At 54.4% G+C, this 24,964-nt stretch carries 20 protein-coding genes, 3 tRNA genes and 1 pseudogene; 10 read left to right on the plus strand and 14 right to left on the minus strand.

Annotated features, from left to right (window positions below; genetic code table 11):
* The first annotated feature begins 126 nt into the window (after positions 1 to 126).
* A complete protein-coding gene (locus LCD46_14095) occupies positions 127 to 735 on the plus strand; it encodes a glutathione S-transferase family protein (protein ID UOY69216.1) in 609 nt (202 codons plus the stop codon).
* 42 nt (positions 736 to 777) lie between these two features.
* Here the strand turns inward: LCD46_14095 and cbl are convergent, their stop codons facing one another.
* Complete coding sequence (gene cbl / locus LCD46_14100) at positions 778 to 1,728, minus strand: HTH-type transcriptional regulator Cbl (GenBank protein UOY69217.1); 951 nt, start codon at positions 1,726 to 1,728, stop codon at positions 778 to 780.
* Positions 1,729 to 1,824: 96 nt separating this feature from the next.
* Positions 1,825 to 2,742, minus strand: a complete 918-nt coding sequence (gene nac, locus LCD46_14105) for a nitrogen assimilation transcriptional regulator NAC (GenBank protein UOY69218.1) — start codon at positions 2,740 to 2,742, stop codon at positions 1,825 to 1,827.
* Positions 2,743 to 3,061: 319 nt separating this feature from the next.
* Between nac and LCD46_14110 the strand changes: the two genes are divergently transcribed.
* Positions 3,062 to 3,137: transfer RNA gene (locus tag LCD46_14110), tRNA-Asn, on the plus strand.
* 76 nt (positions 3,138 to 3,213) lie between these two features.
* Here LCD46_14110 and ldtA read toward each other — a convergent pair.
* From ldtA to LCD46_14125, 3 genes are read right to left on the minus strand one after another with little or no spacing between them, the layout of a single operon-like run.
* Positions 3,214 to 4,110 (minus strand): L,D-transpeptidase, encoded by an 897-nt coding sequence (ldtA, locus tag LCD46_14115; protein ID UOY69219.1) that lies wholly within the window; start codon positions 4,108 to 4,110, stop codon positions 3,214 to 3,216.
* A gap of 59 nt (positions 4,111 to 4,169) precedes the next feature.
* A complete protein-coding gene (locus tag LCD46_14120; protein UOY69220.1) occupies positions 4,170 to 6,866 on the minus strand; it encodes a cation-transporting P-type ATPase in 2,697 nt (898 codons plus the stop codon).
* A gap of 47 nt (positions 6,867 to 6,913) precedes the next feature.
* Complete coding sequence (locus tag LCD46_14125; protein ID UOY69221.1) at positions 6,914 to 7,345, minus strand: universal stress protein; 432 nt, start codon at positions 7,343 to 7,345, stop codon at positions 6,914 to 6,916.
* 397 nt (positions 7,346 to 7,742) lie between these two features.
* Between LCD46_14125 and LCD46_14130 the strand changes: the two genes are divergently transcribed.
* From LCD46_14130 to LCD46_14140, 3 genes are read left to right on the plus strand one after another with little or no spacing between them, the layout of a single operon-like run.
* Positions 7,743 to 8,825: an efflux RND transporter periplasmic adaptor subunit gene (locus LCD46_14130; GenBank protein ID UOY69222.1), complete on the plus strand. Its 1,083-nt coding sequence runs from the start codon at positions 7,743 to 7,745 to the stop codon at positions 8,823 to 8,825.
* A complete protein-coding gene (locus LCD46_14135; protein ID UOY69223.1) occupies positions 8,825 to 11,887 on the plus strand; it encodes an efflux RND transporter permease subunit in 3,063 nt (1,020 codons plus the stop codon). Before LCD46_14130 ends, LCD46_14135 begins: the two co-directional genes overlap by 1 nt.
* Positions 11,884 to 12,849, plus strand: coding sequence for an acyltransferase (locus LCD46_14140; GenBank protein ID UOY69224.1), 966 nt, complete (start codon positions 11,884 to 11,886; stop codon positions 12,847 to 12,849). The genes LCD46_14135 and LCD46_14140 overlap by 4 nt, the downstream gene beginning before the upstream one ends.
* On the opposite strand, the gene pagP is transcribed toward LCD46_14140, so the two are convergent.
* A complete protein-coding gene (gene pagP / locus LCD46_14145; GenBank protein UOY69225.1) occupies positions 12,846 to 13,421 on the minus strand; it encodes a lipid IV(A) palmitoyltransferase PagP in 576 nt (191 codons plus the stop codon). The genes LCD46_14140 and pagP overlap by 4 nt on opposite strands.
* Before the next feature lie 256 nt (positions 13,422 to 13,677).
* On the opposite strand from pagP, the gene shiA reads away from it, so the two are divergent.
* The 3 genes from shiA (at position 13,678) to LCD46_14160 (ending at position 18,307) form a co-directional block, all read left to right on the plus strand.
* Positions 13,678 to 14,994, plus strand: coding sequence for a shikimate transporter (shiA, locus tag LCD46_14150; protein ID UOY69226.1), 1,317 nt, complete (start codon positions 13,678 to 13,680; stop codon positions 14,992 to 14,994).
* Between the two features lie 73 nt (positions 14,995 to 15,067).
* Complete coding sequence (locus LCD46_14155) at positions 15,068 to 16,522, plus strand: AMP nucleosidase (GenBank protein UOY69227.1); 1,455 nt, start codon at positions 15,068 to 15,070, stop codon at positions 16,520 to 16,522.
* Between the two features lie 18 nt (positions 16,523 to 16,540).
* Entirely contained in the window at positions 16,541 to 18,307 is a 1,767-nt protein-coding gene (locus LCD46_14160) for an aminopeptidase P family protein (protein UOY69228.1), read from the plus strand.
* 142 nt (positions 18,308 to 18,449) lie between these two features.
* On the opposite strand, the gene LCD46_14165 is transcribed toward LCD46_14160, so the two are convergent.
* From LCD46_14165 to LCD46_14175, 3 genes and pseudogenes are all read right to left on the minus strand, one after another.
* Positions 18,450 to 18,525 (minus strand) — tRNA-Asn (locus tag LCD46_14165).
* Between the two features lie 103 nt (positions 18,526 to 18,628).
* Positions 18,629 to 20,183: pseudogene (gene emmdR / locus LCD46_14170) on the minus strand (multidrug efflux MATE transporter EmmdR).
* Positions 20,146 to 20,238: a DUF5951 family protein gene (locus LCD46_14175; protein UOY69229.1), complete on the minus strand. Its 93-nt coding sequence runs from the start codon at positions 20,236 to 20,238 to the stop codon at positions 20,146 to 20,148. Before LCD46_14175 ends, emmdR begins: the two are co-directional and overlap by 38 nt.
* A gap of 6 nt (positions 20,239 to 20,244) precedes the next feature.
* Here LCD46_14175 and LCD46_14180 point away from each other — a divergent pair.
* Positions 20,245 to 20,320: transfer RNA gene (locus LCD46_14180), tRNA-Asn, on the plus strand.
* Between the two features lie 55 nt (positions 20,321 to 20,375).
* The gene (locus tag LCD46_14185) at positions 20,376 to 20,711 is read left to right on the plus strand and encodes a gamma-glutamylcyclotransferase (GenBank protein ID UOY69230.1); all 336 of its coding nucleotides are present in this window, start codon (positions 20,376 to 20,378) and stop codon (positions 20,709 to 20,711) included.
* 47 nt (positions 20,712 to 20,758) lie between these two features.
* On the opposite strand, the gene LCD46_14190 is transcribed toward LCD46_14185, so the two are convergent.
* The 5 genes from LCD46_14190 to LCD46_14210 all read right to left on the minus strand — a co-directional run bounded on the left by LCD46_14190 (position 20,759) and on the right by LCD46_14210 (position 24,895).
* On the minus strand, positions 20,759 to 21,094 hold the full coding sequence (locus LCD46_14190) for a DUF496 family protein (GenBank protein ID UOY69231.1): 336 nt from the start codon (positions 21,092 to 21,094) through the stop codon (positions 20,759 to 20,761).
* Positions 21,095 to 21,252: 158 nt separating this feature from the next.
* Positions 21,253 to 22,311 carry an FUSC family protein gene (locus LCD46_14195; protein ID UOY69232.1) on the minus strand — a complete coding sequence of 353 codons (1,059 nt, stop codon included), beginning with the start codon at positions 22,309 to 22,311 and terminating at the stop codon, positions 21,253 to 21,255.
* A gap of 92 nt (positions 22,312 to 22,403) precedes the next feature.
* The gene (sbmC, locus tag LCD46_14200; GenBank protein UOY69233.1) at positions 22,404 to 22,877 is read right to left on the minus strand and encodes a DNA gyrase inhibitor SbmC; all 474 of its coding nucleotides are present in this window, start codon (positions 22,875 to 22,877) and stop codon (positions 22,404 to 22,406) included.
* Between the two features lie 119 nt (positions 22,878 to 22,996).
* A complete protein-coding gene (gene dacD / locus LCD46_14205; GenBank protein UOY69234.1) occupies positions 22,997 to 24,163 on the minus strand; it encodes a serine-type D-Ala-D-Ala carboxypeptidase DacD in 1,167 nt (388 codons plus the stop codon).
* Between the two features lie 342 nt (positions 24,164 to 24,505).
* Positions 24,506 to 24,895 (minus strand): LexA family transcriptional regulator, encoded by a 390-nt coding sequence (locus LCD46_14210; GenBank protein ID UOY69235.1) that lies wholly within the window; start codon positions 24,893 to 24,895, stop codon positions 24,506 to 24,508.
* Between the last annotated feature and the right edge of the window lie 69 nt (positions 24,896 to 24,964).

The following is a 24,964-nucleotide window of genomic DNA, read 5'->3' on the forward strand; positions in this document are numbered from 1 at the left end:
CCATATGTCAGTAATACTAACCCTTACGGTAAGATACTGAAGATATTCGCCATGCAAATTGTATTGTAATGTCGGGTCATCCTTTTCAATGACGCGTTCTTTCACAGAGACAGGAAAACGGGAAAGATGATTAAGCTTGTTGGCATGATGGATTCACCTTATGTACGGCGCGTGGCGATCTCCCTTGAGCTTTATGGCGTTGAGTTTGAAAGCCAGCCGCTGTCAGTCTTTAGCACCTTCGACGCGTTCTCCCGGATCAATCCCGCGGTAAAAGCCCCGACGCTGGTTCTGGATAACGGAATACGCCTGATGGATTCCTCGCTGATACTGAATTATTTTGAGGCTCAGGCCGACCCTGAGCGCAAGCTCCTGCCCGTCGATCCGGATGCGCTGGCAAACGATCTCCAGACGCTGGGCTTTATCCTCGCTGCCTGTGAGAAAGCCGTGCAAAATGTGTATGAACATAACCTGCGCCCGGCGGACAAGCAGTACAGCTCATGGAGTGAACGTATTACAATCCAGCTGCTGGCAGCCTGCAAAGAATGGAATACCTTGCTGGAGCCGCGTCCTGCCACCGCAGTTCCCAATCAAGTTACCGTCACCAGTACCGTGGTCTGGACGTTTATTCAGTCGATGATCCCCCACGTCGTTAATGCAGTGGAGTTTAGCGCGATCCAGTCGCTTGCCGAATCATTCGAATCACAGGCGTTCTTTAGAAAATACCCATTCAGCTAAGTGGCGAGCCCGGTAAGCACTCGCCACCGGGCAAACCCGCACCTAAATCTGATAATCAATCGCCACTTCTTCCGGCTCCATCACCTGGCGCTTAATTTCGTCCACAGAGAGCCCTGCATTGCATAGCTCGATAAAGCGCCACACATAGTTGCGCTGTAGCTGTCCACGCTTCAGGCCAAGCCATACGGTGTTAGCGTCAAACAGATGACGCGTATCAAGACGCACCAGGTTCCCGTCTTCACGTTCTCCACTGGACTGTTCCGCCACCAGACCAATACCCAGACCCAGTTCGACGTAGGTTTTAATCACATCAGAATCCTGCGCGCTCAGCACCACGTCCGGCGTTAACCCTTTGCGGTTGAAGGCCTCATCAATGCGCGAGCGCCCGGTAATGCCCTGGCGGTAAGTAATCAGTGGCCACTTAGCGATGGCTTCCAGCGTCAGGGGGGATACCTGATTCAACGGATGATCAACGGGAAGTAATAAACTGTGGTACCAGCGGAACCACGGGAACGCCACCAGCAGCGGGTCGTTGCTCAGGCGTTCGCTGGCAATACCGATATCCGCTCCCCCGTTTTGCAGCAGCACTTCAATTTCCTGCGGCGTGCCCTGGATAAGCTCCAGACGGACATCAGGGAAAAGTTCACGGAACGCTTTAATCACCGGCGGCAGGCTGTAGCGAGCCTGGGTGTGGGTGGTGGCGATGGTGAGTACGCCCGAGGCATCATTGGTAAAGAGATCCGCCAGACGACGAACGTTGCTGGCCTCGTTGAGGATCCGCTCCGCGATGGTGAGCAATGCCTTGCCAGGCTCCGTCATGCCAAGCAGTCGCTTACCACGACGGATAAAAATCTCTATGCCCAGCTCCTCTTCCAGCTCGCGGATATGGCGGCTGACACCGGACTGAGAGGTATAAAGCATATTGGCGACTTCGGTCAGGTTAAAGTCCCGCCTGGCCGCCTCACGGATAATTTTAAGTTGCTGGAAATTCACGATTCACTCCGGCGCATCTGACATAGCTCTATTGTTAGAGTCAGCTGAGCTGCAGAACAAATAATAAAAACCAGCATCTTATGCTTTTATGGAATATTAACTCACGAGCTGCAGCTCACGATTCTCCAGCGAAGGCTTGCTGACCAGCGACATCAAAATCTCTTTTACCGCCTGCGCCTGCGGTGACAGCGAACCGCGCGCGGACATGTTCAGCGACAAAGGTAAGCTCATAGACGGCGTTGTGATGCGCGCCATCCAGCCATTTGCCGCACTGCACAGCGAGCGTGCAGCGGATTCCGGCAGAACCGTCACTCCCATTCCGCTAGCGATAGCTGCGGTCAGCGTGGAGATAGAGTCGATTTCGCCAATAATTTTTGCCGTCAGGCGGCGCAGAGAAAATGCCTCATCCACACGCACGCGCACGGCGCTGTAGTCGCGCGGAAGATAGAGATTCATCTCAGCCACGGCGGTCAGGTCTACGCTCTGCCCCGGGCAGTCGCGAGTACCCACGAGGTAGAGATCTTCTTTCAGCAGCGGCTGGCTGGTGATCCCGGCGACCGGAGAGCGATCGTAGAGCACAGCCATATCCAGCTGGCCGTTGAGCAGTTTGTCATTCAGTACGGAACCGCTGTTTTCGTGCAGGTATACCAGCACTTCCGGCAGCTCGGCGCGCACGGCCTGCAGCAGCGGCATGGTAATAGACGATGCGGCCGTTCCCGGCGCCAGACCGATGGAGACGTGCCCGCTCAGGGTCTGACCGACATTGTTTACTGCCAGCTGCGCCTGTTCACACTGGCGGAGGATGGTGCGTGCGTGGGTATAAAGGATCTTACCTGCTTCCGTTGGCGTAACGCCGCGTTTGGTGCGGATCAACAGCTGCTGATCCATCTCGCCTTCCAGAGTAGCCACCTGCTGGCTCAGCGCAGGCTGCGCGATATGCAGCACTTCTGCCGCTTGAGTCAGGCTGCCGATATCGACGATTTTTACGAAGTATTTCAGTCGTCTTAAGTTCATTTTGCCCCCTGTTCGAAATGCTGTGCCGTAACCGGCTGTCGTTGTTGAACAGGTTTTGCAATATGAATGCCAGTTTTTCGAAGAGGTCTGATTTGTTGCTAAGCGGCTGAAAATAAGGAAACCTAATCATGGAGGGGGCATTTATTACTGAAACAGCAGTTTATGATCTGCCCCATTAGAGGTATAACCGCACCATTACGGTGCATTCCGCTGTCAAAAACATCACTTTGCCGATTTTGTCAGCAAACGATCAAAAGGCGGTGCTCCACCCTTTGACAAGCTCGGCTGACGTCGATACTATGCGCCCCGTTCACACGATTCCTCTGTAGTTCAGTCGGTAGAACGGCGGACTGTTAATCCGTATGTCACTGGTTCGAGTCCAGTCAGAGGAGCCAAATTTGAAAAGCCTGCTTTTAAAGCAGGCTTTTTGCTTTTCTGCGCCAGGTAAAATTGCCGGGGGCGAAAAGGGCTTCACATGCCAAGCTTAACCGGCATCCCCGAGCGCCGTTCAAGTTCAGTTCCTGCGCCCTCGTTAATCAACTGCGTCCGCTGCGCGGCTGAAATTGGCAGGGGCACTTTTCGGGTCGATTCAAATTCCGCACGGTTACGTGATAATGGTTCATGCACTTCCACCCAACGGCTACCGTCTGGCTCCGTGGTGACTTTAACGGGTCGATCGATAAGCTGCACTCGGGTTCCGACAGGAACATGGTCGAAAAGGTATTTGATGTCGTTATTACGCAGACGAATACAGCCCTGACTCACCCTCAGACCGATTCCGAAATTCGAATTTGTGCCGTGAATGGCATACAGCCTGCCGATATAGATCGCATACAGCCCCATTGGGTTATCTGGCCCGGCAGGGACAAACGCTGGCAGTGTTTTACCTTCAGCCGCATAGGCACGGCGCGTATTCGGCGTAGGCGACCAGGTCGTCCCCACCTGCTTACGCTCAACGGCCGTCACCCAGTTACGCGGTGTTTCACGCCCGGCCTGACCGATGCCGATGGGCAGCACTTCAACGGTGTTGCCGCCCGGCGGATAGTAATAGAGACGCATTTCTGCCACATTCACCACAATTCCTTCGCGGACAGTATCAGGCAAAATCAGCTGCTGAGGGATCGTTAATGTCGCACCTGATTTGGGGAGAAAAGGATCCACGCCTGGGTTGGCCTCCAGCATATTACTCAGCCCCAGTCCGTACTGCGCGGCAAAGGCTTCAAGGGGCAACGTGTTACCCTGTGGAACAGTGATGGTTATCGGAGCACCCACAAGACGGCTGCCTTCGGGTGGCAAGGTATAGGTCACGGCAAACGCGCCGGGAACGGCGGCACAAAGCGTGAGAACGAACGAGGCAAGTCGAATCATAGTGTCCTGAGCTCGAAAATAGAGAAAGCCTGAACATAAGCAGGCTTTCTCAGTTTACGCTATTTCGCCTCAGTTTTGCGCCACTTGCGTGTCAGAACTTTTTCCGCTTCAACAATAAGGAACATCACAAAACCAATCAGCAAGGTGATGACCCAGTAGCGGAACGGCAGCGCTTCTGTGCCAAACAGCATCTGCATGAAAGGTGCATAGATAATGAGGAGCTGAAGCGCCAGCAGCACACCACTCACGATCCAAATCCCTTTATTTGCCAGCAGACCTTTGCTCAACGAGAAACCATCATTCACGCGGCAGTTGAGCATGTAAAACCACTGCGCCGTCACCAGGGTTTGCAGCAGCACGGTACGGATAAATTCCGCCGAGTAGCCACGCGGTTGCAGCCAGGCCTCCAGGATGAAGGCGCTGATGGCAATCATCAGGCCGACAAATACCACGCGCCAGATGGCATAGCCGTCCATCACATGCAGATTCGCCTTGCGAGGCGGTCGGTTCATGATGTCTTTCTCGCCCGCCTCGAACGCCAGCCCAAAAGAGAGCGTCGCCGATGTCGCCATGTTCATCCACAGGATCAGGACCGGCGTCAGCGGGATCAGGTTCCCCGCCAGCAGCGCGATGATGATCAGCAGGGCCTGAGCGATGTTGCTGGGGATAACGAACAGAATGGTTTTTTTCAGGTTATCGTAAACCCGCCGTCCCTCATGTACCGCGCGGGCAATAGTGGCAAAGTTGTCATCCGTTAACACCATGTCGGCGGCTTCCTTGGTGACTTCCGTGCCTTTAATCCCCATGGCAATACCCACATCCGCCCGCTTGAGCGCCGGGGCATCGTTCACGCCGTCCCCGGTCATGCCCACCACTTCCTGTTTACTTTGCAGGGCCTGCACAAGGCGGAATTTATCCTCCGGGCTGGTTCGCGCGAAAATATCGTACTGCTGCGCGGCATCGCTCAGCTGACGATCGTCCATCGCCTCCAGCTCACGTCCGGTGATAGCGCTTGCGGCGTTACCAATACCCAACATTTGCCCAATACTCATCGCCGTTTGCGGGTGGTCGCCGGTGATCATCTTCACGCGGATCCCCGCCTGCAGGCAGTCGGCAATCGCGGTAATGGCCTCCGGACGCGGCGGATCCATCATTCCGGCAATCCCGAGCAGGATCACTCCATCCTGCAGGTCCGGATGATCCAGCTCTCGTTGACCGTCGCGGGCGGGTTTCCAGGCCGCAGCCACCATGCGCAGCCCCTCACGGGCATACTCTTCAATCTTCCCTTCCCAGTAAGGCAGATCGAACGGTTGCATTCCGTCATTCGTCTGCTGGTACTGACAGAGGCGGAACAGCACGTCCGGCGCACCGGTAATCAGAATCACTTCTTCATCGTCCAGACGGTAAAGCGTGGACATGTATTTATATTGCGAATCAAACGGGATTTTACTGCGCATTTCGGTATCGAGCGGCGGGAGCTGAATTTTCGCCGCCAGCACCTTCAGTGCGCCCTCGGTCGGCCCCCCGGTGATTTTCCACAGCCCCTGCTCGTCTTTGATCAACTGGCTGTCATTACAGAGGTCGATGGTGCGCAGGTAGCGTTCCAGTAACGAACCCTGCACCACGCTGACGGGCGTCGGGTCGTCTACGGGGTGAATGTTCCCCACCGGTTCGTAGCTGTCTCCCTCCACGCGATAGGTTGTGTCAGCGGTAATCACCGCTTTGACCGTCATTTCATTCATCGTCAGGGTGCCGGTTTTATCCGAGCAGATGACCGTCATCGCGCCCAGCGTTTCCACCGTAGGCAGCTTACGGATGATGGCCTTGCGGCGCGCCATAGCCTGTACGCCAAGCGAAAGGATGATGGAAATGATCGCCGGCAGGCCTTCCGGCACCGCAGCAACGGCGAGGCTGATGAGCGACAACACCAGCTCGGAAACCGGCATATCGCGGAACAGCAGACTGAAGACAAACAGCGCCACCATCATCACCAGGATAGTGATGAAGATAGTCTTACCGAGCTTATCCATCTGCACCATCAGCGGCGTGCGGTGTTTTTCGATATCAGACATCATCTGATTGATGTGTCCAAGCTCGGTTTCGCACCCGGTTGCCACCACCACGCCTTTTCCACCGCCGGAGCTGACGGTAGTACCTGAATAAAGCAGATTATACCGGTCACCTAAAGGCAATTCCCCGCTTAACACATCGCTGTTTTTCTCTACAACGGTGGATTCACCGGTCAGAATGGCCTCCTCCACGCGAAGGTTATGCGCTTCAATCACACGCAAATCCGCAGGAATACGATCCCCGGCGCGGATCACCACGATGTCACCCGGAACCAGCGTCGTGGTAGGGATCGTTTCATGATTACCTTGTCGAACCACCACGGCTTCGCTGGAGAGCATATTGCGAATACTTTGCAGCGATTTTTCAGCATTGCTCTCCTGAATGTGACCAATCAGTGCGTTAACGATGGCAACCCCGAGGATGACAAACATATCGACCCACTGGCCCATAAAGAGCTTGAGTAGTGCAGCCACCAGCAGAACGTAAATCAGCACATCGTTAAAATGGGCCAGGAAGCGCAGCCAGGCGGGTTTGCCTTTTTTTTGCGGTAACGCATTTTCACCATACTGCTGGAGTCGGACCGATGCCTCACTGCTGCTCAGCCCCTCCGCAGTGGAGTTGATATTCGCCAGGGTGTCGTCAACGGTTTGTTGATAATAAGGACGTTCAGGTTTTTCTGTTTTCATCGTTCCTTCCTCAGGTTCTTTTCAGAAATCACCTTGCTTTCATGCAATTAACGAATAACGAAAACAGGAACATGTGCGTAACGCACAATACTTGCCGCCTCTGAACCCAGGAGATGGGTTTGAATATTGGGATTTCGAGAGCCGACAATAATTGCCCCGGCAGCAAGTTCATCCGCCAGCTTAATAACCTCATCACGAACATTTCCGCTACGGACATGGAGGTGAACACGTTCTTCTGGCAAATTGAGTTTTTTGACCAGGTCAGACAGTTTTTCTTTAGAATTATTAATCATATATTCATCCATCTTGCGCGCATCTGAAATAAAACCACGCGTCAGTTCGGCAGAAAACTTAGGCATGACGTGCAGCAGATGAATGTCACCCGATGCGCTTTGTGCCAGGAACTGTGCATGCTGAAGGGCTTTATCAGCCAGGCTAGTCTCGTAAACATCCACCGGAACCAGAATATTTTTATACATATCGAGCATCCTTTTTATAACCAACACAGTAGTGAGTGAAGCAATAAAATGCATTAAATGCAGGGAGTTACCCTTAATGCCAGTTACGGGAAAAAAAGATGAATGATATTAAACGTAGCACAGGAATATCAGGTTTAACGCTTACCCACTGATATTGGTTATTTAACATTTATCTTTTCTCCAACTATGCTCTTAGAAAGACGCTCTATACAGCGCATGGAGGAATGAATGTACGGTTTAAGCCTTTTCCGTCTTGGTTTGTTTATTGCACTTGCCATTATTGCCAGCACGGCAATTGGGCTATTCACCTATATGGTTGTCACTGTTCTGGCAGAATAGTGTCACCCCCTGCCCTTGCTACGGAAGAAATAAAACAGTTATTTATTAGGGGAATACAGTGAATCGCTACCTCATTTTACCGTTCGTTATCCTAACGCTCACGGCGTGCGACCCAAAACCCGAGCAAGCCGCACCCCTGCCGCGAATGGTTAAAGTGGCGGAGGTAACTATCCCCGCTCACGCCCAGCAGCGTGTTTTTCCCGCACGTATTGAATCGGGTGATGCAACAGACCTCTCCTTCAAGCGAGGAGGTCAAATCGAGGCGCTCGATATACGTCAGGGTGCAGCCATTAAGCAAGGGCAGCAGCTCGCCAGGCTGAACGCCCGTGAAACCCAGCAGCGGGTAAACGACAGACAAACCGCAGCGACACTCGCCCAGCGACAGTTCGAACGCTTCCAGACGCTGGCGGGACGCCAGGCTGTCTCGAAAGCAGAAATGGACGTACAGCGCGCGAACCGCGATTCGGCGAATGCAGCGCTGCAAATAGCCCGTGAAGAGCTGAATCAGATGACGCTCGTCGCCCCCTTCAGCGGGACGGCGGCCAGCGTACACGTTCGAAACCATCAGGTGGTGTCTGCCGGTCAACCGATTGCAACCCTGACCCGCACCGACCTGTTGGACGTGGTGTTTAGTATTCCTGAGAACCTGTTCAACACCTTTGATATCCGTAACGCGCAGTATCGCCCCGTGGTGAGAATTAACGCCATTCCGGATCGTGAATTTACCGCCGTCTACAAAGAACACTCGGGCAGCAGCGACAGCAATACGCTGACCTGGCAGGTGATTTTAACCATGCCCCGCCCGGACGATTTTCCCGTCGTGGGAGGTGTAAGCGGTACGGTTACCATCAATCTAACCAACCTTCCGGCTGGCGCAGGCGCTCAGGCGCTGGTTGTGCCGGTCGAGGCGGTCTTTAACCCGGACAACAGCCCGCGCAATGAACCGCACGTCTGGGTTGTGGCCGGGGAAGGCGACACGCTCCACCTGGAAGATCGCAAGGTCAGCGTGGGGCAAGTGACCACAGAGGGCGTGGTAATTACCAGTGGCCTTAAGGCAGGCGAACGCGTGGTGGCCGCTGGCGTAGGAGAGCTCCATGCTAACCAGCCGGTTCGCATCTGGACGCGTGAACGGGGACTGTAATGGATATCTCTCGTCAATTCATCAATAACCCCATTCGTGTCTGGCTGACGATTCTGCTGCTGGGCGTCGGGGGCATTTTCGCCCTGTTGAATATCGGCAGGCTGGAAGATCCCGCGTTTACGATCAAAACTGCTGTGGTCATCACCCACTATCCCGGCGCCTCTGCTCAGCAGGTTGAAGAGGAGGTTACGCTGCCGCTGGAGAATGCCCTCCAGCAGCTGCCTTATCTGGACAATGTCAGCTCCATCTCTTCAAACGGCCTGTCGCAGATCACCGTGAACATTGCCTCACGCTATCATTCGAACGAACTGCCGCAGATCTGGGACGAACTGCGCCGCCGCGTGGGCGATGCCTCACGCCAGTTCCCGCCCGGCGTCGTCACGCCCTTCGTGAATGACGATTTCGGCGACGTGTTCGGCTTTTTCTTCGCAATTTCCGGAGACGAATTCAGCAACCCTGAGCTGGTGCGTTACGCTGAGCAACTGCGTCGCGAATTAATTCTGGTCCCCGGCGTCGCGAAGGTCGCAATTGGTGGGGCCATTAGCCAGCAGGTCAATATTGATATTTCCCTGACCAAAATGGCCTCGCGCGGTATTACGCTTAGCCAGCTTTCGGCCCTGCTGAGTCGCCTTAATGTGGTGTCCAGCGCCGGGGAGATTACCTCCGGCACGGAGTCGATTCGCCTGCATCCGACCGGTGAGTTTGAAAATCTTGACGAGCTGGCGGACCTGATTATTACGCCGTCCGGTACCGGGGCAGCGACGCGTCTGCGGGATATCGCCACGCTGTCGCGCGGGTTGAACGAGTCACCTGCCAGTATCTATCATGCCAACGGCAGAAAAGCCGTTACCATGGGCGTCTCGTTTATCCCTGGCGTGAACGTGATTGACGTGGGTCACGCCCTGGAAGCAAAGCTAAAACAGATGTCGGCGGAAAAACCGGCGGGAATACACATAAATCTGTTTTACGATCAAGCCGCCGAAGTGGGCCACTCGGTTAACGGTTTTATCATTAACTTCCTGATGGCGCTGGCGATTGTCATCGGCGTGCTATTGATCTTTATGGGCGTGCGCAGCGGGATTATCATCGCCTTTTCCCTCGCGCTCAACGTGCTCGGCACGCTGCTGATCATGTATCTGTGGGGCATTGAACTGCAGCGCATCTCGCTTGGCGCGCTGATTATCGCCCTCAGTATGCTGGTGGATAACGCCATCGTGATTGTTGAAGGAGTGCTGATTGCGAGGCAGCAGGGCTCCTCGCTGTTGACCGCCATTAACTACATCATCCGTCGCTCCGCCCTGCCGCTGCTGGGGGCGACGGTGATCGCCATCCTGGCGTTTGCACCTATCGGGCTGTCGCAGGATTCTACCGGGGAATACTGTAAATCCCTGTTCCAGGTACTGCTGATTTCCCTGATGCTGAGCTGGTTCTCGGCGCTCACCATCACGCCGGTGCTGATTAAGTGGTGGTTGTTTAAAAACGACAGCGCGCCGGACAACGCCGACGAGTCAGATCCTTACGACAAACGTCTGTACCGCCTCTACCAGCGCCTGCTTAACACGCTGCTGCACTATAAGGCACCGACGCTGGTAGTGATGGCCGCCCTGCTGGCCGCGTCTGTCTGGGGGTTTGGCGCGGTGCGGCAAAACTTTTTCCCGTCGTCCAATACGCCGATTTTCTTTGTCGACCTCTGGTTACCCTACGGCACCGATATCAAATGGACCGAGAAAATGACCAGCGATATTGAGAAAACCATTAACGGCCAGCCGGGCGTAGAAACCACCGTTTCAACCATTGGCCAGGGCAGTATGCGGTTTATTTTGACCTACAGCGGACAGCGGCAGTACAGCAACTACGCGCAGATCATGGTGCGCATGGATGACCAGCGCAACATCTCCGCACTGACGCGCTACGTCGACGAGTACATCGCCCGGAACTACCCGCAGGTCAACGCCAGCACCAAACGCGTGATGTTTGGCCCTTCCGGCGACAGCGCCATAGAGGTGCGCATCAAGGGCCCAGATCCTGACAGACTACGTCTGATTGCCAGCCAGGTGGATGATATTCTGGCACGCGATCCGGCCACAGGTAGCGTCAGAAACGACTGGCAAAACCGCAGCAAGGTGATCCGTCCTCAATATGTCGCCGCGCTGGGACGCGAACTTGGCGTGGATAAACAGGATGTCGACAACGCGCTGGAGATGAATTTCTCCGGCAGTCGTGCGGGGCTGTATCGCGAAGGGAGCGATCTGCTTCCCGTCGTGGTGCGCCCGCCGGAAAGCGAACGGCTGGACGCCAATCACCTGAACAACGTGCTGGTCTGGAGCCAGACCCGGCAGCAGTATATCCCGCTGAGTAACGTCGTCAGCCGCTTTTCGCTGGAGTGGGAAGATCCGCTTATTCTGCGACGCGACCGCTCGCGAGTGCTGACGGTTCAGACCGATCCCGACCCGCTTAGCCAGCAAACGTCAGGCGACATTCTCGCCCGGGTGAAACCACACATTGACGCCCTTGCCCTGCCCCATGGCTACAGCATCGAGTGGGGAGGCGATGCTGAAAACTCCAGCGAAGCACAGCAGGGGCTCTTCACCACGCTGCCAATCGGGTTCCTGGTGATGTTTGTCATTACGGTTCTGATGTTCAGCTCGGTGAAAAACGCCGTTGCCATCTGGCTGACCGTGCCGCTGGCGCTGATTGGCGTCACGCCGGGATTCCTGGTAACCGGAATTCCGTTCGGCTTTATGGCGCTGATTGGACTGCTGAGCCTGAGCGGGATGCTGATCCGTAACGGCATTGTGCTGGTGGAAGAGATCGAGCAGCAGAAAGCGCATAAAGAACAGCACGAGGCGATCGTTTACGCCGCCACCTCGCGCCTGCGCCCTATCTTGCTCACCGCGTTCACCACCGTTCTGGGGCTGGCGCCGCTGCTGCTGGATGTTTTCTTCCAGAGCATGGCCGTTGTGATTATGTTCGGACTTGGGTTTGCGACAATCCTGACGCTGCTGGTACTTCCCGTGATTTATGCGTGCTTCCATCGTAAGGACAAAGCGGAACAACAATGAATGCGACAGGCCTGAACATTATCAAGACGCTGGGCTGTATGACGGCGGTCACCTTCTTCACCATCTACAATACCTGGGATCATTATGATTATGACTATCACTGGATCCTGGGGTTTTTAACCTTTATCTCGACCATCGCCACGCCGCTGTTTTTTGTGGTCGCGGGCTATCTCGACGGCCAGTCCCGGCACGGCACCCGCTGGCAGTTGAGCAAGATTAAAAGCCTGGTGATTGTCTTTCTGTTCTGGATAACGATCTACTACCTGTGGGAACCGTATCAGCGCGGATATTTAATCCAGCCGTGGTTCGTGTTTGCGTTTGTCGTGATTTACACTTTCCACCCGGCGGTGGAGTGGCTCAGCCAGCGGCGCGCGCTGTTTTGCGGCGTGATTGCCTGCCTGCTGATCTTCTCCTACGGGTATGATTTGCTTTCAGCGCTCTATCCGGACGTCCACGTCTTTTCCCTTTCGCCACAGTACCGCCTGTGGACGTGGTTACTGTTTTACCTGACGGGGCAGCTTTTCTGCGATCCCAGCATCGCCGAGTGGATAAGCCGCAGGAATGTGGTCAGGGCCGCGGTTATCGCCATCCCGTTTATTTATCTCTTCACCTGGTTTTACGAGCGCCACTTCTTTTTTGCCCTGTTCAAGGCTGACAGAAACGCCTTTATTCTCACCGGCTCGCAAATCTACATTCTGATCGTTGCGCTGGTGATCGCGGCGAACGGCGTACGCTTTCGCCGCAATGCAGAATTCAAAGAGTCCATTCTGGCCGCCATCAGTAAAACGATGACCGGCGTATACATTGTGCACTACTCGGTATTTCACCTGTTGACGGCGCTTTTCCCGGTGACGTCTCTCGGTATGAAACTGACCCTGATCGTGCTCACTTTCGTCACCTCGGTTCTGTTCTCCATGCTGGTGCTTTCAAATGCCGTAGCAAAAAAAGTGATCACCCTTTAAAAACCCAAGCGCAACCAGGCAAAGAGCACGTTACCGTTGTTATAGGTCCCGGGAATATAGGTGAACTGGACGGTAACGCGCTTATAGCCAGCAGAGAACAGCGGGAAGATAAACGGCAGGGGCACATAGTTCGCAAAATCATCGCGCGCCGTAATCCCCGCGGCGGCACCAAGCCCAAGCCGGAAGTCTTTGGCATTATCCAGATACCAGCCCTTCTCCCAGCCATAGCCCATCGCGGGCTGCCATTCGTTGTGCGAGTCTTTGAACATCATTGCGAAAAGCGCGCTCCAGTTGCCCTCGTCGTTGTAGCGGGAGACGCCCAGCCCGCCGCCCCACGGCATTTCGTTGTATTTGTCCGTTTTTTCTTTGTCGTACATAAAGCGCGCGTGCCAGCTCAGAAACGGCAGGTAGAGATCGTAGCGTTGAGGCTGCTCCCAGGTTTGCGAAATATCATCCGTCAGCGCATTCCACCAGCCGCCCAGACGCTGTTCGCCATAGACTTTGGGTTCAGCATGGAGCGGTGCCATGAATAAAGACAGGACAATCCAGAATGTCAGAAAAGTGCGTTGCATCGTTAATCCCTCAGCTTCCGTCACGCAGCGGTCTCTATAACTGTAAACCATTGAGTGCGAACCAGAGCCAAACAGCCTGATTTATGTTGTAGCAGGTGTCGATGAAATTTATTTATTCTGCACCTTCCGGAAAGATAAAAACGTTTTCTCCAGCGTTCTGTCGCGGTAGTCTCATAGGTTCCGTTTATATGACGGCTGCTATGTGAGTGACCTTTTCTTATACCAATAATTAAAAATCAGTACAGACAGGACTACTATGGACTCCACCCTCATCTCCGATCGCCCCAACGAGGAGACCCCTTCGCTGAACCGCGCCCGCCGTGCCGCTTTGGGTAGCTTCGCTGGCGCCGTCGTCGACTGGTATGATTTTCTGCTCTACGGCATCACCGCGGCACTGGTGTTTAACCGTGAATTCTTCCCGCAGATTAGCCCCGCGATGGGCACGCTCGCGGCGTTTGCCACCTTCGGTGTCGGTTTTCTGTTTCGACCGTTAGGCGGTGTGATTTTCGGCCATTTTGGTGACCGTCTCGGGCGCAAGCGCATGTTAATGCTTACCGTCTGGATGATGGGGCTCGCCACCGCGCTGATTGGCATTCTCCCCTCGTTTACCACTATTGGCTGGTGGGCACCGGTGCTGCTGGTGACGCTACGCGCTATTCAGGGATTTGCCGTGGGTGGCGAATGGGGTGGCGCGGCGCTGCTATCCGTTGAGAGTGCGCCGAAAAATAAGAAAGCGTTTTACAGCAGCGGTGTGCAGGTCGGGTATGGCGTGGGTCTGCTGCTTTCTACCGGGCTGGTATCCTTAATCAGTCAGCTCACCACCGACGAACAGTTCCTGAGCTGGGGCTGGCGCATTCCGTTTATCTTCAGCATCGTGCTGGTGATTGCTGCCCTGTGGATCCGTAATGGAATGGAAGAGTCCGCTGAATTCGAACAGCAGCAGCGCGAAAAAACCGCCGTCAAAACGCGGTTGCCAGTGATGGAAGCCCTGGTTCAGCATCCTGGCGCTTTTCTGAAAATCATCGCCCTGCGCCTGTGCGAATTGCTGACGATGTATATCGTCACCGCATTTGCACTGAATTACTCGACGCAGAACCTCGGACTGCCGCGTGAATTGTTCCTGAATATCGGTCTGGTGGTTGGTGGGATCAGCTGCCTGACGATCCCCTGCTTCGCCTGGCTGGCAGACCGGTTTGGTCGCCGTCGCGTCTACATCACCGGGGCGCTGATCGGCACCCTCAGCGCCTGGCCATTCTTTATGGCGCTGGAAGCGCAGTCGATCTTCTGGATTGTCTTCTTTGCCATCATGCTCGCGAACATCGCTCACGATATGGTGGTCTGTGTCCAGCAGCCGATGTTTACCGAGCTGTTTGGCGCCAGCTACCGCTACAGTGGTGCAGGCGTGGGATATCAGGTGGCAAGCGTGGTCGGTGGCGGGTTTACGCCGTTTATTGCTGCCGCGCTGGTGACCTTCTCCGGCGGGAACTGGCACAGCGTGGCGATTTATCTGTTGGCCGGTTGCCTGCTGTCCGCCGCCACAGCCCTGTTTATGAAAGAGACGAGCCACCGCTGATCTCACTTTTGTTTCACAGGCGTGTGACATACTATCGGGTAGAGTCGCACACCTGTGGAACAAGGAGACAGAGATGAATAATAAGGGCTCCAGCCTGACCCCGGCTCAGGCGCTGGAAAAACTCGACGGACTGTATGAACAGTCCGTCAACGCGCTGCGCAGCGCCATCAGCGAATACATCGAAACAGGGAAACTTCCCGATGAAAAGGCCAGAACCGAGGGCCTTTTTGTTTATCCATCGCTCTCTGTGACCTGGGACGGTAGCGCCAGTAATACCCCGAAAACCCGCGCCTACGCCCGTTTTACCCACTCCGGCTGCTATAGCACCACCGTCACCCGCCCTGCACTGTTCCGCCCCTATCTTGAAGAGCAACTCACGCTGCTGTATCAGGATTACGGCGCGCATATCGCCGTTGAGCCATCGCAACATGAAATCCCCTATCCTTATGTCATTGACGGTTCAGCGTTAACCCTTGACCGCTCCATGAGCGCGGGTCTGACCCGCCATTTTCCGACGACAGAGCTTTCCCAGATTGGCGATGAGACGGCTGACGGCATCTTCCATCCGGCGGAGTACGCTCCTCTGTCGCACTTTGATGCTCGCCGCGTCGACTTCTCCCTGGCGCGCCTGCGCCACTACACGGGTACGCCCGCTGAACATTTCCAGCCATTTGTGCTGTTTACCAACTACACCCGCTATGTCGACGAGTTTGTGCGCTGGGGCTGCAGCCAGATCCTCGACCCGGAGAGTCCTTACATCGCGCTTTCCTGCGCGGGTGGGATCTGGATAACCGCAGAGACCGAAGCCCCCGAGCAGGCCATTTCCGACCTGGCGTGGAAAAAACACCAGATGCCCGCCTGGCACCTGATCACCGCCGACGGGCAGGGGATCACGTTGATTAACATCGGCGTTGGCCCGTCTAATGCCAAAACCATCTGCGATCATCTTGCGGTATTGCGTCCTGACGTCTGGCTGATGATTGGACACTGCGGCGGGCTGCGTGAAAGCCAGCTGATTGGCGACTACGTGCTGGCTCACGCCTATCTGCGTGATGACCATGTACTTGATGCCGTTCTTCCGCCAGATATCCCTATTCCAAGCATCGCCGAAGTACAGCGCGCGCTGTATGACGCTACCAAAGAGGTCAGCGGCATGCCGGGTGAAGAGGTTAAACAGCGCCTGCGCACCGGTACGGTCGTCACGACGGATGACCGCAACTGGGAGCTGCGTTACTCCGCCTCTGCGCTGCGCTTCAACCTCAGCCGCGCGGTAGCGATTGATATGGAGAGCGCCACCATTGCCGCACAAGGATATCGCTTCCGCGTCCCTTACGGCACGCTGCTGTGCGTTTCTGATAAACCGCTGCATGGTGAAATTAAGCTGCCCGGCCAGGCCAACCGTTTTTATGAAGGGGCAATATCCGAACATCTGCAAATTGGTATTCGTGCCATTGATTTGCTGAGGGCCGAAGGTGACAAGCTTCATTCCCGCAAGCTACGTACCTTCAACGAGCCGCCATTCCGCTAATAACAATAAGGAAAAAAAATGTACTCTACATCACCGTTAGCAGCCCTGCGTCAGTGGCTACAGGAAAACAATCTCGACGGGATGATCGTCCCGCGCGCGGATGCCTGGCAGAGCGAATACTGCGCGCCTTACGACGAAAAGCTGGCCTGGCTGACAGGTTTTGACGGCTCTGCTGGTCTGGCCCTGGTACTGAAAAACAAAGCGTTGCTGTTCGTTGATGGCCGCTATCAGGTTCAGGCCCGCGTTCAGGTGAATACGGATGAGGTTGAGATCCATCATCTGCACAACGAGCCGCTGGCAGAATGGTTATCCGCAAACGTTGAGGCGGGTACACGTATCGGCTTTGAAGCGCTGCTGATGACCAATACGGAGTTTGAGCAACTCTCTGCTACACCGTGCAAGCTGGTCCCTCTGAGTGCCTCTCCGTTCGACGTGCTCTGGACCGATCGCCCTGCGGCTCCGGCGGGGCTTATCCGTGAAATGCCGATCGAGATGAGTGGCGAAAGCAGTGCCGACAAGCGTCAGCGCATCGCCGCAGTGCTGGCTGCAAACAACGCCGATTATCTGGCCGTTACCCTGCCGGACAACATTGCCTGGTTGTTAAACGTGCGCGGTTCGGATATCCCATACAGCCCGGTTCCCCTCTCCTTTGCCCTTCTGGGCCGGGACGGGAACGTTGAGTGGTTTGTTGACAACACTAAGCTCAGCGCCCTTCCGGACGCGGTGCGTAATGCTTTCACCATTGCACCTCAGGACGCCTTTATCGCGCGCTGTCAGCAGAACGCCGAAGGCAAACGGGTGATGATGGATGCCGGTTCCGCGCCGGTAGCCCTGCGCTTTGCCATTGAGCCACAGGGGGAAATTGTCTGGCAAACCGATCCCATTACCCTGATGAAGTCCACCAAAAACCCGGTAGAACTGGCAGGATATCGCGAATGCCATCACCAGGACGGTGCCGCATGGGTGAACTTCCTGGCGTGGCTGAGCCGTGAGGTGCCGCAGCGTGAGGCTGCGGGACACCCCCTGACCGAGCTGGAGGTTCAGGCGCAGCAGCTTGCATTCCGCAAGCAGCAGCCTGGTTTTATTGAACAAAGTTTTGCGACTATCTCCGCCTCATCCAGCAATGCGGCGATGTGCCACTATCATTCGAGCGAAGACAGCAACAAGCCCATCGGGCATGACCATTTTTACCTGAATGATTCCGGCGGTCAGTATGTTAACGGCACCACCGATGCCACGCGGACGCTGGCATGGGGTAAGGTCGCCCCGCAGCAGCGCCTGCACTACACTGCCGTGCTGAGAGGCTTCCTGTCGCTTATTACCCTGCAGTTCCCTTCCGGGACTCAGGGGCATCAGCTGGATGCGTTTGCGCGTCGCCCGCTATGGGAGATGGGGCTGGATTACGATCACGGTACGGGGCACGGCGTGGGGCATCAGTTGCTGATCCACGAGAACCCGCATCGTATCGCCAAAAAGGTCAACCCGTGGCCGCTGGTAGCGGGCAATATCATGACTATCGAACCAGGCTACTATCTCGGCGATAGCCACGGTATTCGTATTGAGAACCAGGTAGAGATTGTTGAAAGCCGCCCAGGATTCTGCAAATTCTCTTCGCTGACGCTCATCCCTATCGACTTAAGCCAGGTTGAGTTGCATCTGTTGAGCGAGCAGGAAAAACAGTGGCTGGATGAGTATCACCAGCAGGTCCGCGAGACCCTCTCACCACTGGTGGAAAGCGATGCACGCCCGTGGCTGGTTGAGGCAACGGCGCCTATTCGCGTGTAATTTCGTGCGGTCTGGTGCCCTCACCCCATCCCTCTCCCACGGGAGAGGGAACAAACACTAAAAACGGCAACAAGGTTGCCGTTTTGCGTTTACCTTGCGCAGAAAAGCAAAAAGCCTGCTTTAAAAGCAGGCTTCTTAAATTTGGCTCCTCTGACTGGACTCGAACCAGTGACATACGGATTAACAGTCCGCCGTTCTACCGACTGAACTACAGAGGAATCGTGTGAACGGGGCGCATATTATCGAGGCTCCCCAGGGATGTCAAAGGCAGAATGCATATTTCTGATTGTTTGCCGATTTATTCTCCATTTCGCGCATTTATCAGGCATTCTTCCGTGGATATTTCCACAGCCAGCGCCCACTCACCATACGCCAGTAGAACAACGCCCCGCGCACGGCCCAGTCAAGGAACATCCCCAGCCAGACGCCAACCACTCCCCATCCGAGCATCACCCCCAGCGTATAACCCGCGACAACGCGGCAACCCCACATGCCGAGCATCGACACCCACATGGCAAAACGGGCATCGCGCGCCCCTTTCAGCCCGGCGGGCAGTACCCATGAAGCCGCCCAGATGGGCATAAAGGCCGCGTTGAGCCAGATAAGGATCTTAACAACCTCTTTTACATCGTCTTCGTGGGTATAGAATGAGGCCATTAACCCGGCAAAAGGCGCGCTTCCCCAGGCAATCAACGTTAACCCAATGGTCGACAACCAGAATACGTGTCGCAGCTGTCGTTCCGCCTGCCCTATCTGCCCTTTACCGAGTCGTTTACCGGTAATGATGGTCGATGCCGAACCCAGCGCATTACCAGGCAGGTTAATCAAGGAAGCGATGGAAAAGGCGATAAAGTTACCGGCAATCACGTCGGTCCCCATCCCGGCAACAAACATCTGCGTGAGCAGCTTACCTCCGTTGAACAATACCGATTCAATACTGGCGGGAATACCAATCCCCATGACTTCCCAGATAATGGCGAAATTAAAGGGGCGGAAATAGCTTTTAAGCGTAAGCCGCAGCGAGGGGGTAATCCCCGTCATCAGCACACCAAGGATGGCCGCCGCACCGATATAGCGTGAAATGGTTAACCCCAGCCCGGCACCGACGAATCCCAGCCCATCCCACGAGAACACACCGTAGATCAGTACGCTACTGATGATGATATTCAGGATGTTCATCCCACCGTTAATCAGTAACGGAATTTTGGTGTTGCCTGCCCCGCGCAGCGCGCCGCTGCCAATCAGCGCAATGGCTGCCGCCGGATAGCTTAAGACCGTCATTTCCAGATAGGTCAGCGCCAGGTCCTTAACCTCGGCCGTCGCTTCACCCGCGACAAAGTCGATAATCTCTTTACCGAAATAGTGGATCACTGCCGCGAGGATGACTGAAAAAATGGTCATGATCATCAGCGACTGGCGTGCCGCCTCACGGGCGCGTTTGGGATCAAGCTTACCCAGGCTAAACGCAACCACCACCGTCGTCCCGAGATCTATGGCGGCGAAGAATGACATCACCACCATATTAAAGCTATCCGCCAGCCCGACCCCTGCCATCGCTTCTTTTCCCAGCCAGCTTACCAGGAAGGTACTCAGTACCCCCATTAGCAGAACGCAGGTATTTTCCAGAAAGATAGGTACCGCAAGAGGGGTGATTTCACGCCAGAACAGAACACGATAACTTTTACGTTTTGCGTACCATGGTGTGCGCGTTATCACCTGGCGCAGGGGAGCAGTGACGTTCAAAATGGACCTTAGCGAGAAAAGTTGAAACTCCATTTCAAATAATGAGGGAGAAATGCTAATCCTGCAAAGTATTTTCCAGAAAAAGATGTTTGGATTTACAACAAACTGACGACAGAACCAGCAATCGATCGATTTTCCCTAAGATCAGGTTTGACAAAACTTTTTTCGCCGCTAAGATAAGCCTCCACAACGATTCCTCTGTAGTTCAGTCGGTAGAACGGCGGACTGTTAATCCGTATGTCACTGGTTCGAGTCCAGTCAGAGGAGCCAAATTTAAAAAGCCTGCTTTTAAAGCAGGCTTTTTGCTTTGCTGGTGAGGGAAAATATGAACGCTTTGTTTGTCTACGGCACGCTGCGCCCGGGCCACTCTAACGCACATATCCTTGAAAACATTGGCGGCGAATGGCAGACCGGTTTCGTAACCGGCACGTTCTATGAACGTGGCTGGGGAGCGGCGGCAGATTTTCCGGGGATCGTCCTCCACCCTGATGGCCCCCGCGTCGAAGGTTATCTGTTTATTTCCGATAACCTTGCCGCACACTGGCAAATGCTGGATGAATTTGAAGACGGTTATGATCGGGTTGAGGTCATGGTGACCACACCTGACGAGCAACATGTTAAGGCCTGGATCTACCAGCTACAACCGCGCTCTGAGTCATAAAAAAAGGCTCTCTGTCACCAGAGAGCCTTTTTCACAATTCACTGCGATTACTCGCTTTTTGCTTCGCCGTTCTTGATTTCACCCATCACTTTCAGCTTCTTAGAGATGTCCCGACGCTCTTTAGACAGCTCGGCATTTTTGATGATGTAATCATCAACACGGTCTTCGTAGTCGCTTTTCATGCTGGCAATGATGCCCTGAATAGCTTCAACGCTCATGCCTGGCTTAATGTAGTCGCTCAGGTTGTCGAGCAGCAGAACACGTTTCTGGTTGTCACGGATCTTCTTCTCAACGTCCTGGATTTCACGCTGCAGCTTGTTTTTGCGGCGGAACAGGCGGACGAATTCCAGAACATCCTGGAACGAAGGCTTGGTAGTTTCCATTTTTACACCCCTGATAATGTGAGATTCGGATTCGTTAAAGCAACCGTTGTAACATTAACCTTACTGACAGCGGCCGCGAATGACAATGAGTATATCGTTTAAAGCTATCATAACCCCAATTGCTGCTGAATCGAAGCAGCAGGCGTCACATCCGCGTTTTATTTGCGCAGTGCGCGGCAAATCAGGTGTGATATCAGCTCAAGCTGTCGCGCCAGTTCCATGCTCAGCCAGACATAGCCATGAATAGGTGTTTCGGCCACGTTATCGCTCTGGCGTTCGTTGATTAACTGCTTCAGCTCAGCGACGATCTCATTCAGACGCTCGCTGTTCGCCAGTATAGGCTGTGGGTTACCTTCGTAGAGCGCATGGGCGATGGTCAGCAGAGTTTGCTGCGTCATCTGCTGTGTCTCCTTGAGGGTCTGTGCGTTAAGCATCAACAGATGGCTCGGGCGAGAAGCCCAGTGCGCGTTAATTTGCAGTTCGAGCATGCAGACCAGATTGCGGCTTACCGTCTGGATAGCTTCGAAAATCGCTTTCTGAATATGGGTTTCTTTGCTGGCCGGGGTAATCAGACCACGCATTTTGACTACATCGTTAAGGATGGCTTGCAGATGCTTTTCCAGCCTGGGGCGCTCAACCAGATTAGGGGAAAAACCAGCCTGATAGACGCGGTTAAACGCGGTGACGTAGTTGGCCATCTGAATACGCCAGTGCAGAAAAGCACGCTGCGGCCAGATACCGGTAAAGAGCATGGCCAGCAGTGACCCCAGGATAACATCCCCGCTTCGCCACAGCGCCGTGGTCATATCCCCGGCAGGGGCACCGACAACCACCGCGAGAGTAATCCCGATCAGCAGCGCCTGATACGGTCTTTTGCCCAACGCCAGCCAGCCGCACAGGAACATGGCGGCACCGCACCATGCCAGCATGACCGGAAACGAAATCAGCTCCAGCTTCAGGGCGATAAGCCCGAGAGCCGAGCCTAAAACGGTCCCACCAATTCGCTCGAAGGCGCGAGGAACAACGTTTCCCCAAAACGAGATGGGCCCCATCACCACTACCAGCGTGATCAGCGGCCACGTTCCTTCCGGAACATCCAGCAAGCGGACAAGGACAAACGTCAACACGAACGCCAGCGCGATGCGACACCCATGCACCACTCGGTAATGTTTGTACAACCGAATTTCAAAAGGGGTTAATGATTTGTCGGGACGCACACCCGCTCTCCAGCTACACGGCAAACCACAATTGTACTGTGTTTTCAGCCGGGCGGATCACACCCGACTGAAAAACCCTTCATTTAGCAGGCTTAAACCGTTTTATGCTCAACGGCGATAAACATTTCGATATCCCAGTAGCCGTCTGCGTTGCCATCATTAAGATAGCGCTCGAAACAGGGTTTAGGGGCAATCTGGTATTTATTGTCCTGTAGAAGGGAGTTGAAGAATTGATACCACGGGGTCGCAAAGTCGTAGTTTTCCACGCGCGCCATCGCCACGGCATAATCACCGGCCACGATTTCCGTCATCATGACGCCTTCGCTGTTTTCCGGAATAACGAAATCGTCCGGTACCGTCACAGCAGTATCACAGCGCAATTTTTCTGCCGGAACTTCATCCGGGTTATCGTAATAAACTGCAACCCACTCAAGCGGCTGAATGTGGCGACCGTCCACCCACATCACCAGCTGTTCAAAGCCCTGTTTTACCGTTTGTTCCCACGGTCCAACCAAATGAAAACCGGCAATCTTACGTTTCTGTTGCTGCTTAATGCTGTAGTCCATGCTGCCTCCACCCATTACTGTATATTTATACACTATAAAGCAGATTTTAACTGTTCAGCAAACGAAGAGTGTTTATTATGTGAGCAGACTCGCAACCCTGCCAGTCTGCTCATCTGCAGTTAGAGCGTGTGGTGCAGATAATCGCTCAGGCGTGAGAACAGGCCGCCTTTATCAACGGCTTCCAGCGTCACCAGCGGCCAGTGTGCAACCACTTTGTCACGGTCATAGAGCTGAATCTCCCCAACCCGCTGATGCGCAGCAATCGGTGCTTCCAGCTCTTTTTTATCCAGCACATATTTGGCTTTGATGTTCGGGACTTCCGCTTTTGGCAGCGCCAGCCAGAAGTCCTGGTCGGTACCCAGTTTCACCTGCTCCTTATCGCCGTACCAGATACGCTCTGTACCTACTTTTTTACCGTTTTGCAGGATCTGCACCGTATCGAAATTCTGCTGCCCCCAGTGCAGCAGTTTACGGGCCTGGTCCTCACGCCCTTTCGGACTGTCGGCCCCCATCACCACCGCGATTAAACGGCGCTGCCCATCAACCGCGGAAGCAATCAGATTAAAACCTGCGCCCGAGGTGTGCCCCGTTTTAAGTCCATCTACGTTCATGGTTTTATCCCACAGCAGGCCGTTACGGTTTTGCTGGGTGATCCCGTTCCAGGTGAGGCTCTTTTCACTGTACATATGGTAAAAATCAGGTTCGCCATGAATGATGGCCCGGGAGAGGACGGCCAGGTCATAAGCGGAACTGTGCTGTCCTGGCGCATCCAGCCCATGAACGGTTTCGAAATGGGTATCGCGCAGGTTCAGCTTTTGCACATAGTCGTTCATCATCTTCACAAACTGCGGCTGCCCGCCCGCCACGTGATCGGCCAGCGCCACGCAGGCATCGTTACCGGAATCCACAATCAGACCACGGCTCAGGTCGCGCACGGTGACGCGATCGCCCTCTTTCAGAAACATCAGCGACGAACCGTCAAAAACCGGGTTGCCTTTTGCCCAGGCATCGCGCCCGACGGTAACAACGTCATCGGGCGAAATACGATGGCTATCAATGGCCCGATCAACCACATACCCCGTCATCAGCTTGGTCAGGCTTGCCGGATTACGTTGTTGATGTTCGTTGCCCGCCGTTAAGATTTGACCAGTCGTGTAATCCATCAGCACCCAGGAGCCAGCCTGAATAGCAGGAGGCTGCGGCGAAAAATCCAGTGGTTCGGCCGCAAAAGCAGATGAGACACTCGAAGCGAGTAAAGAAACAGCAATAAACAGACGGCGTTTCAACGGTATATCCTCAGGTCATTAAAAATCGCTGACCTTTTTACGGGAGTTCTGATGTCGTTACCTGGCTTAATTGCAAAAAAATGTGACAGAACGCAGATTTTTCTCTGAAGCTGGCGCGCAAATCTGCAACGCGGAGGTGCTTTTTATTCGGTCTCGACCGCACGATCGTTTACCATAGTGGCGTCATTTTTTAACAGGATGGTATTACTGGTGTCTGACTCTGCCGCTCGCCCGACTTTTTTATTTCATGATTACGCGCAGCAACGCTGAGAACAGCCACCAGTAAGGGTAATGTGATGTGCCGATTTTGTTTGGTACGCAATTTGGTACACAACACATTTTTCACATCACCGGGCAGTCGTCGAACTCGCCAGAGCGAGCATCGTTGATGCTGTACGTGATCACCCCAAACACCGGCCGCGAAGTATCCGATACATCGTCCTTCAACGGTAACGACTCCCTCCTTCCATTTTCAGGGTTTTCCAGATAAGGCTGCGGGTGAGTCCTGTAACGCCTGATCCTGAACTCACCATCAATAGCACAGACAAGCAGAGAACCATCTTTAGGTGTCAGTGACGAATCAACGATAAGCATGGCGCCTTTCATGATTCCGGCGCGCAGGTATGTTGTGCCGGCTATCATCATGTACGTGGCTGCCGGATGCGCGATAAGGCGCTTGTCGAGCGATATGCGCTCTTCAACGTAGTCTGCTGCAGGACTCGGGAACCCCATAATGCACCTCCGATAGTTACTGTATGTGTATACAGTATTATCGATCGGCGGTGTCGATCAATAGCGTTT

The organism is Enterobacter ludwigii (assembly GCA_023023105.1).
In the GTDB taxonomy this organism is placed as follows: domain Bacteria; phylum Pseudomonadota; class Gammaproteobacteria; order Enterobacterales; family Enterobacteriaceae; genus Enterobacter; species Enterobacter adelaidei.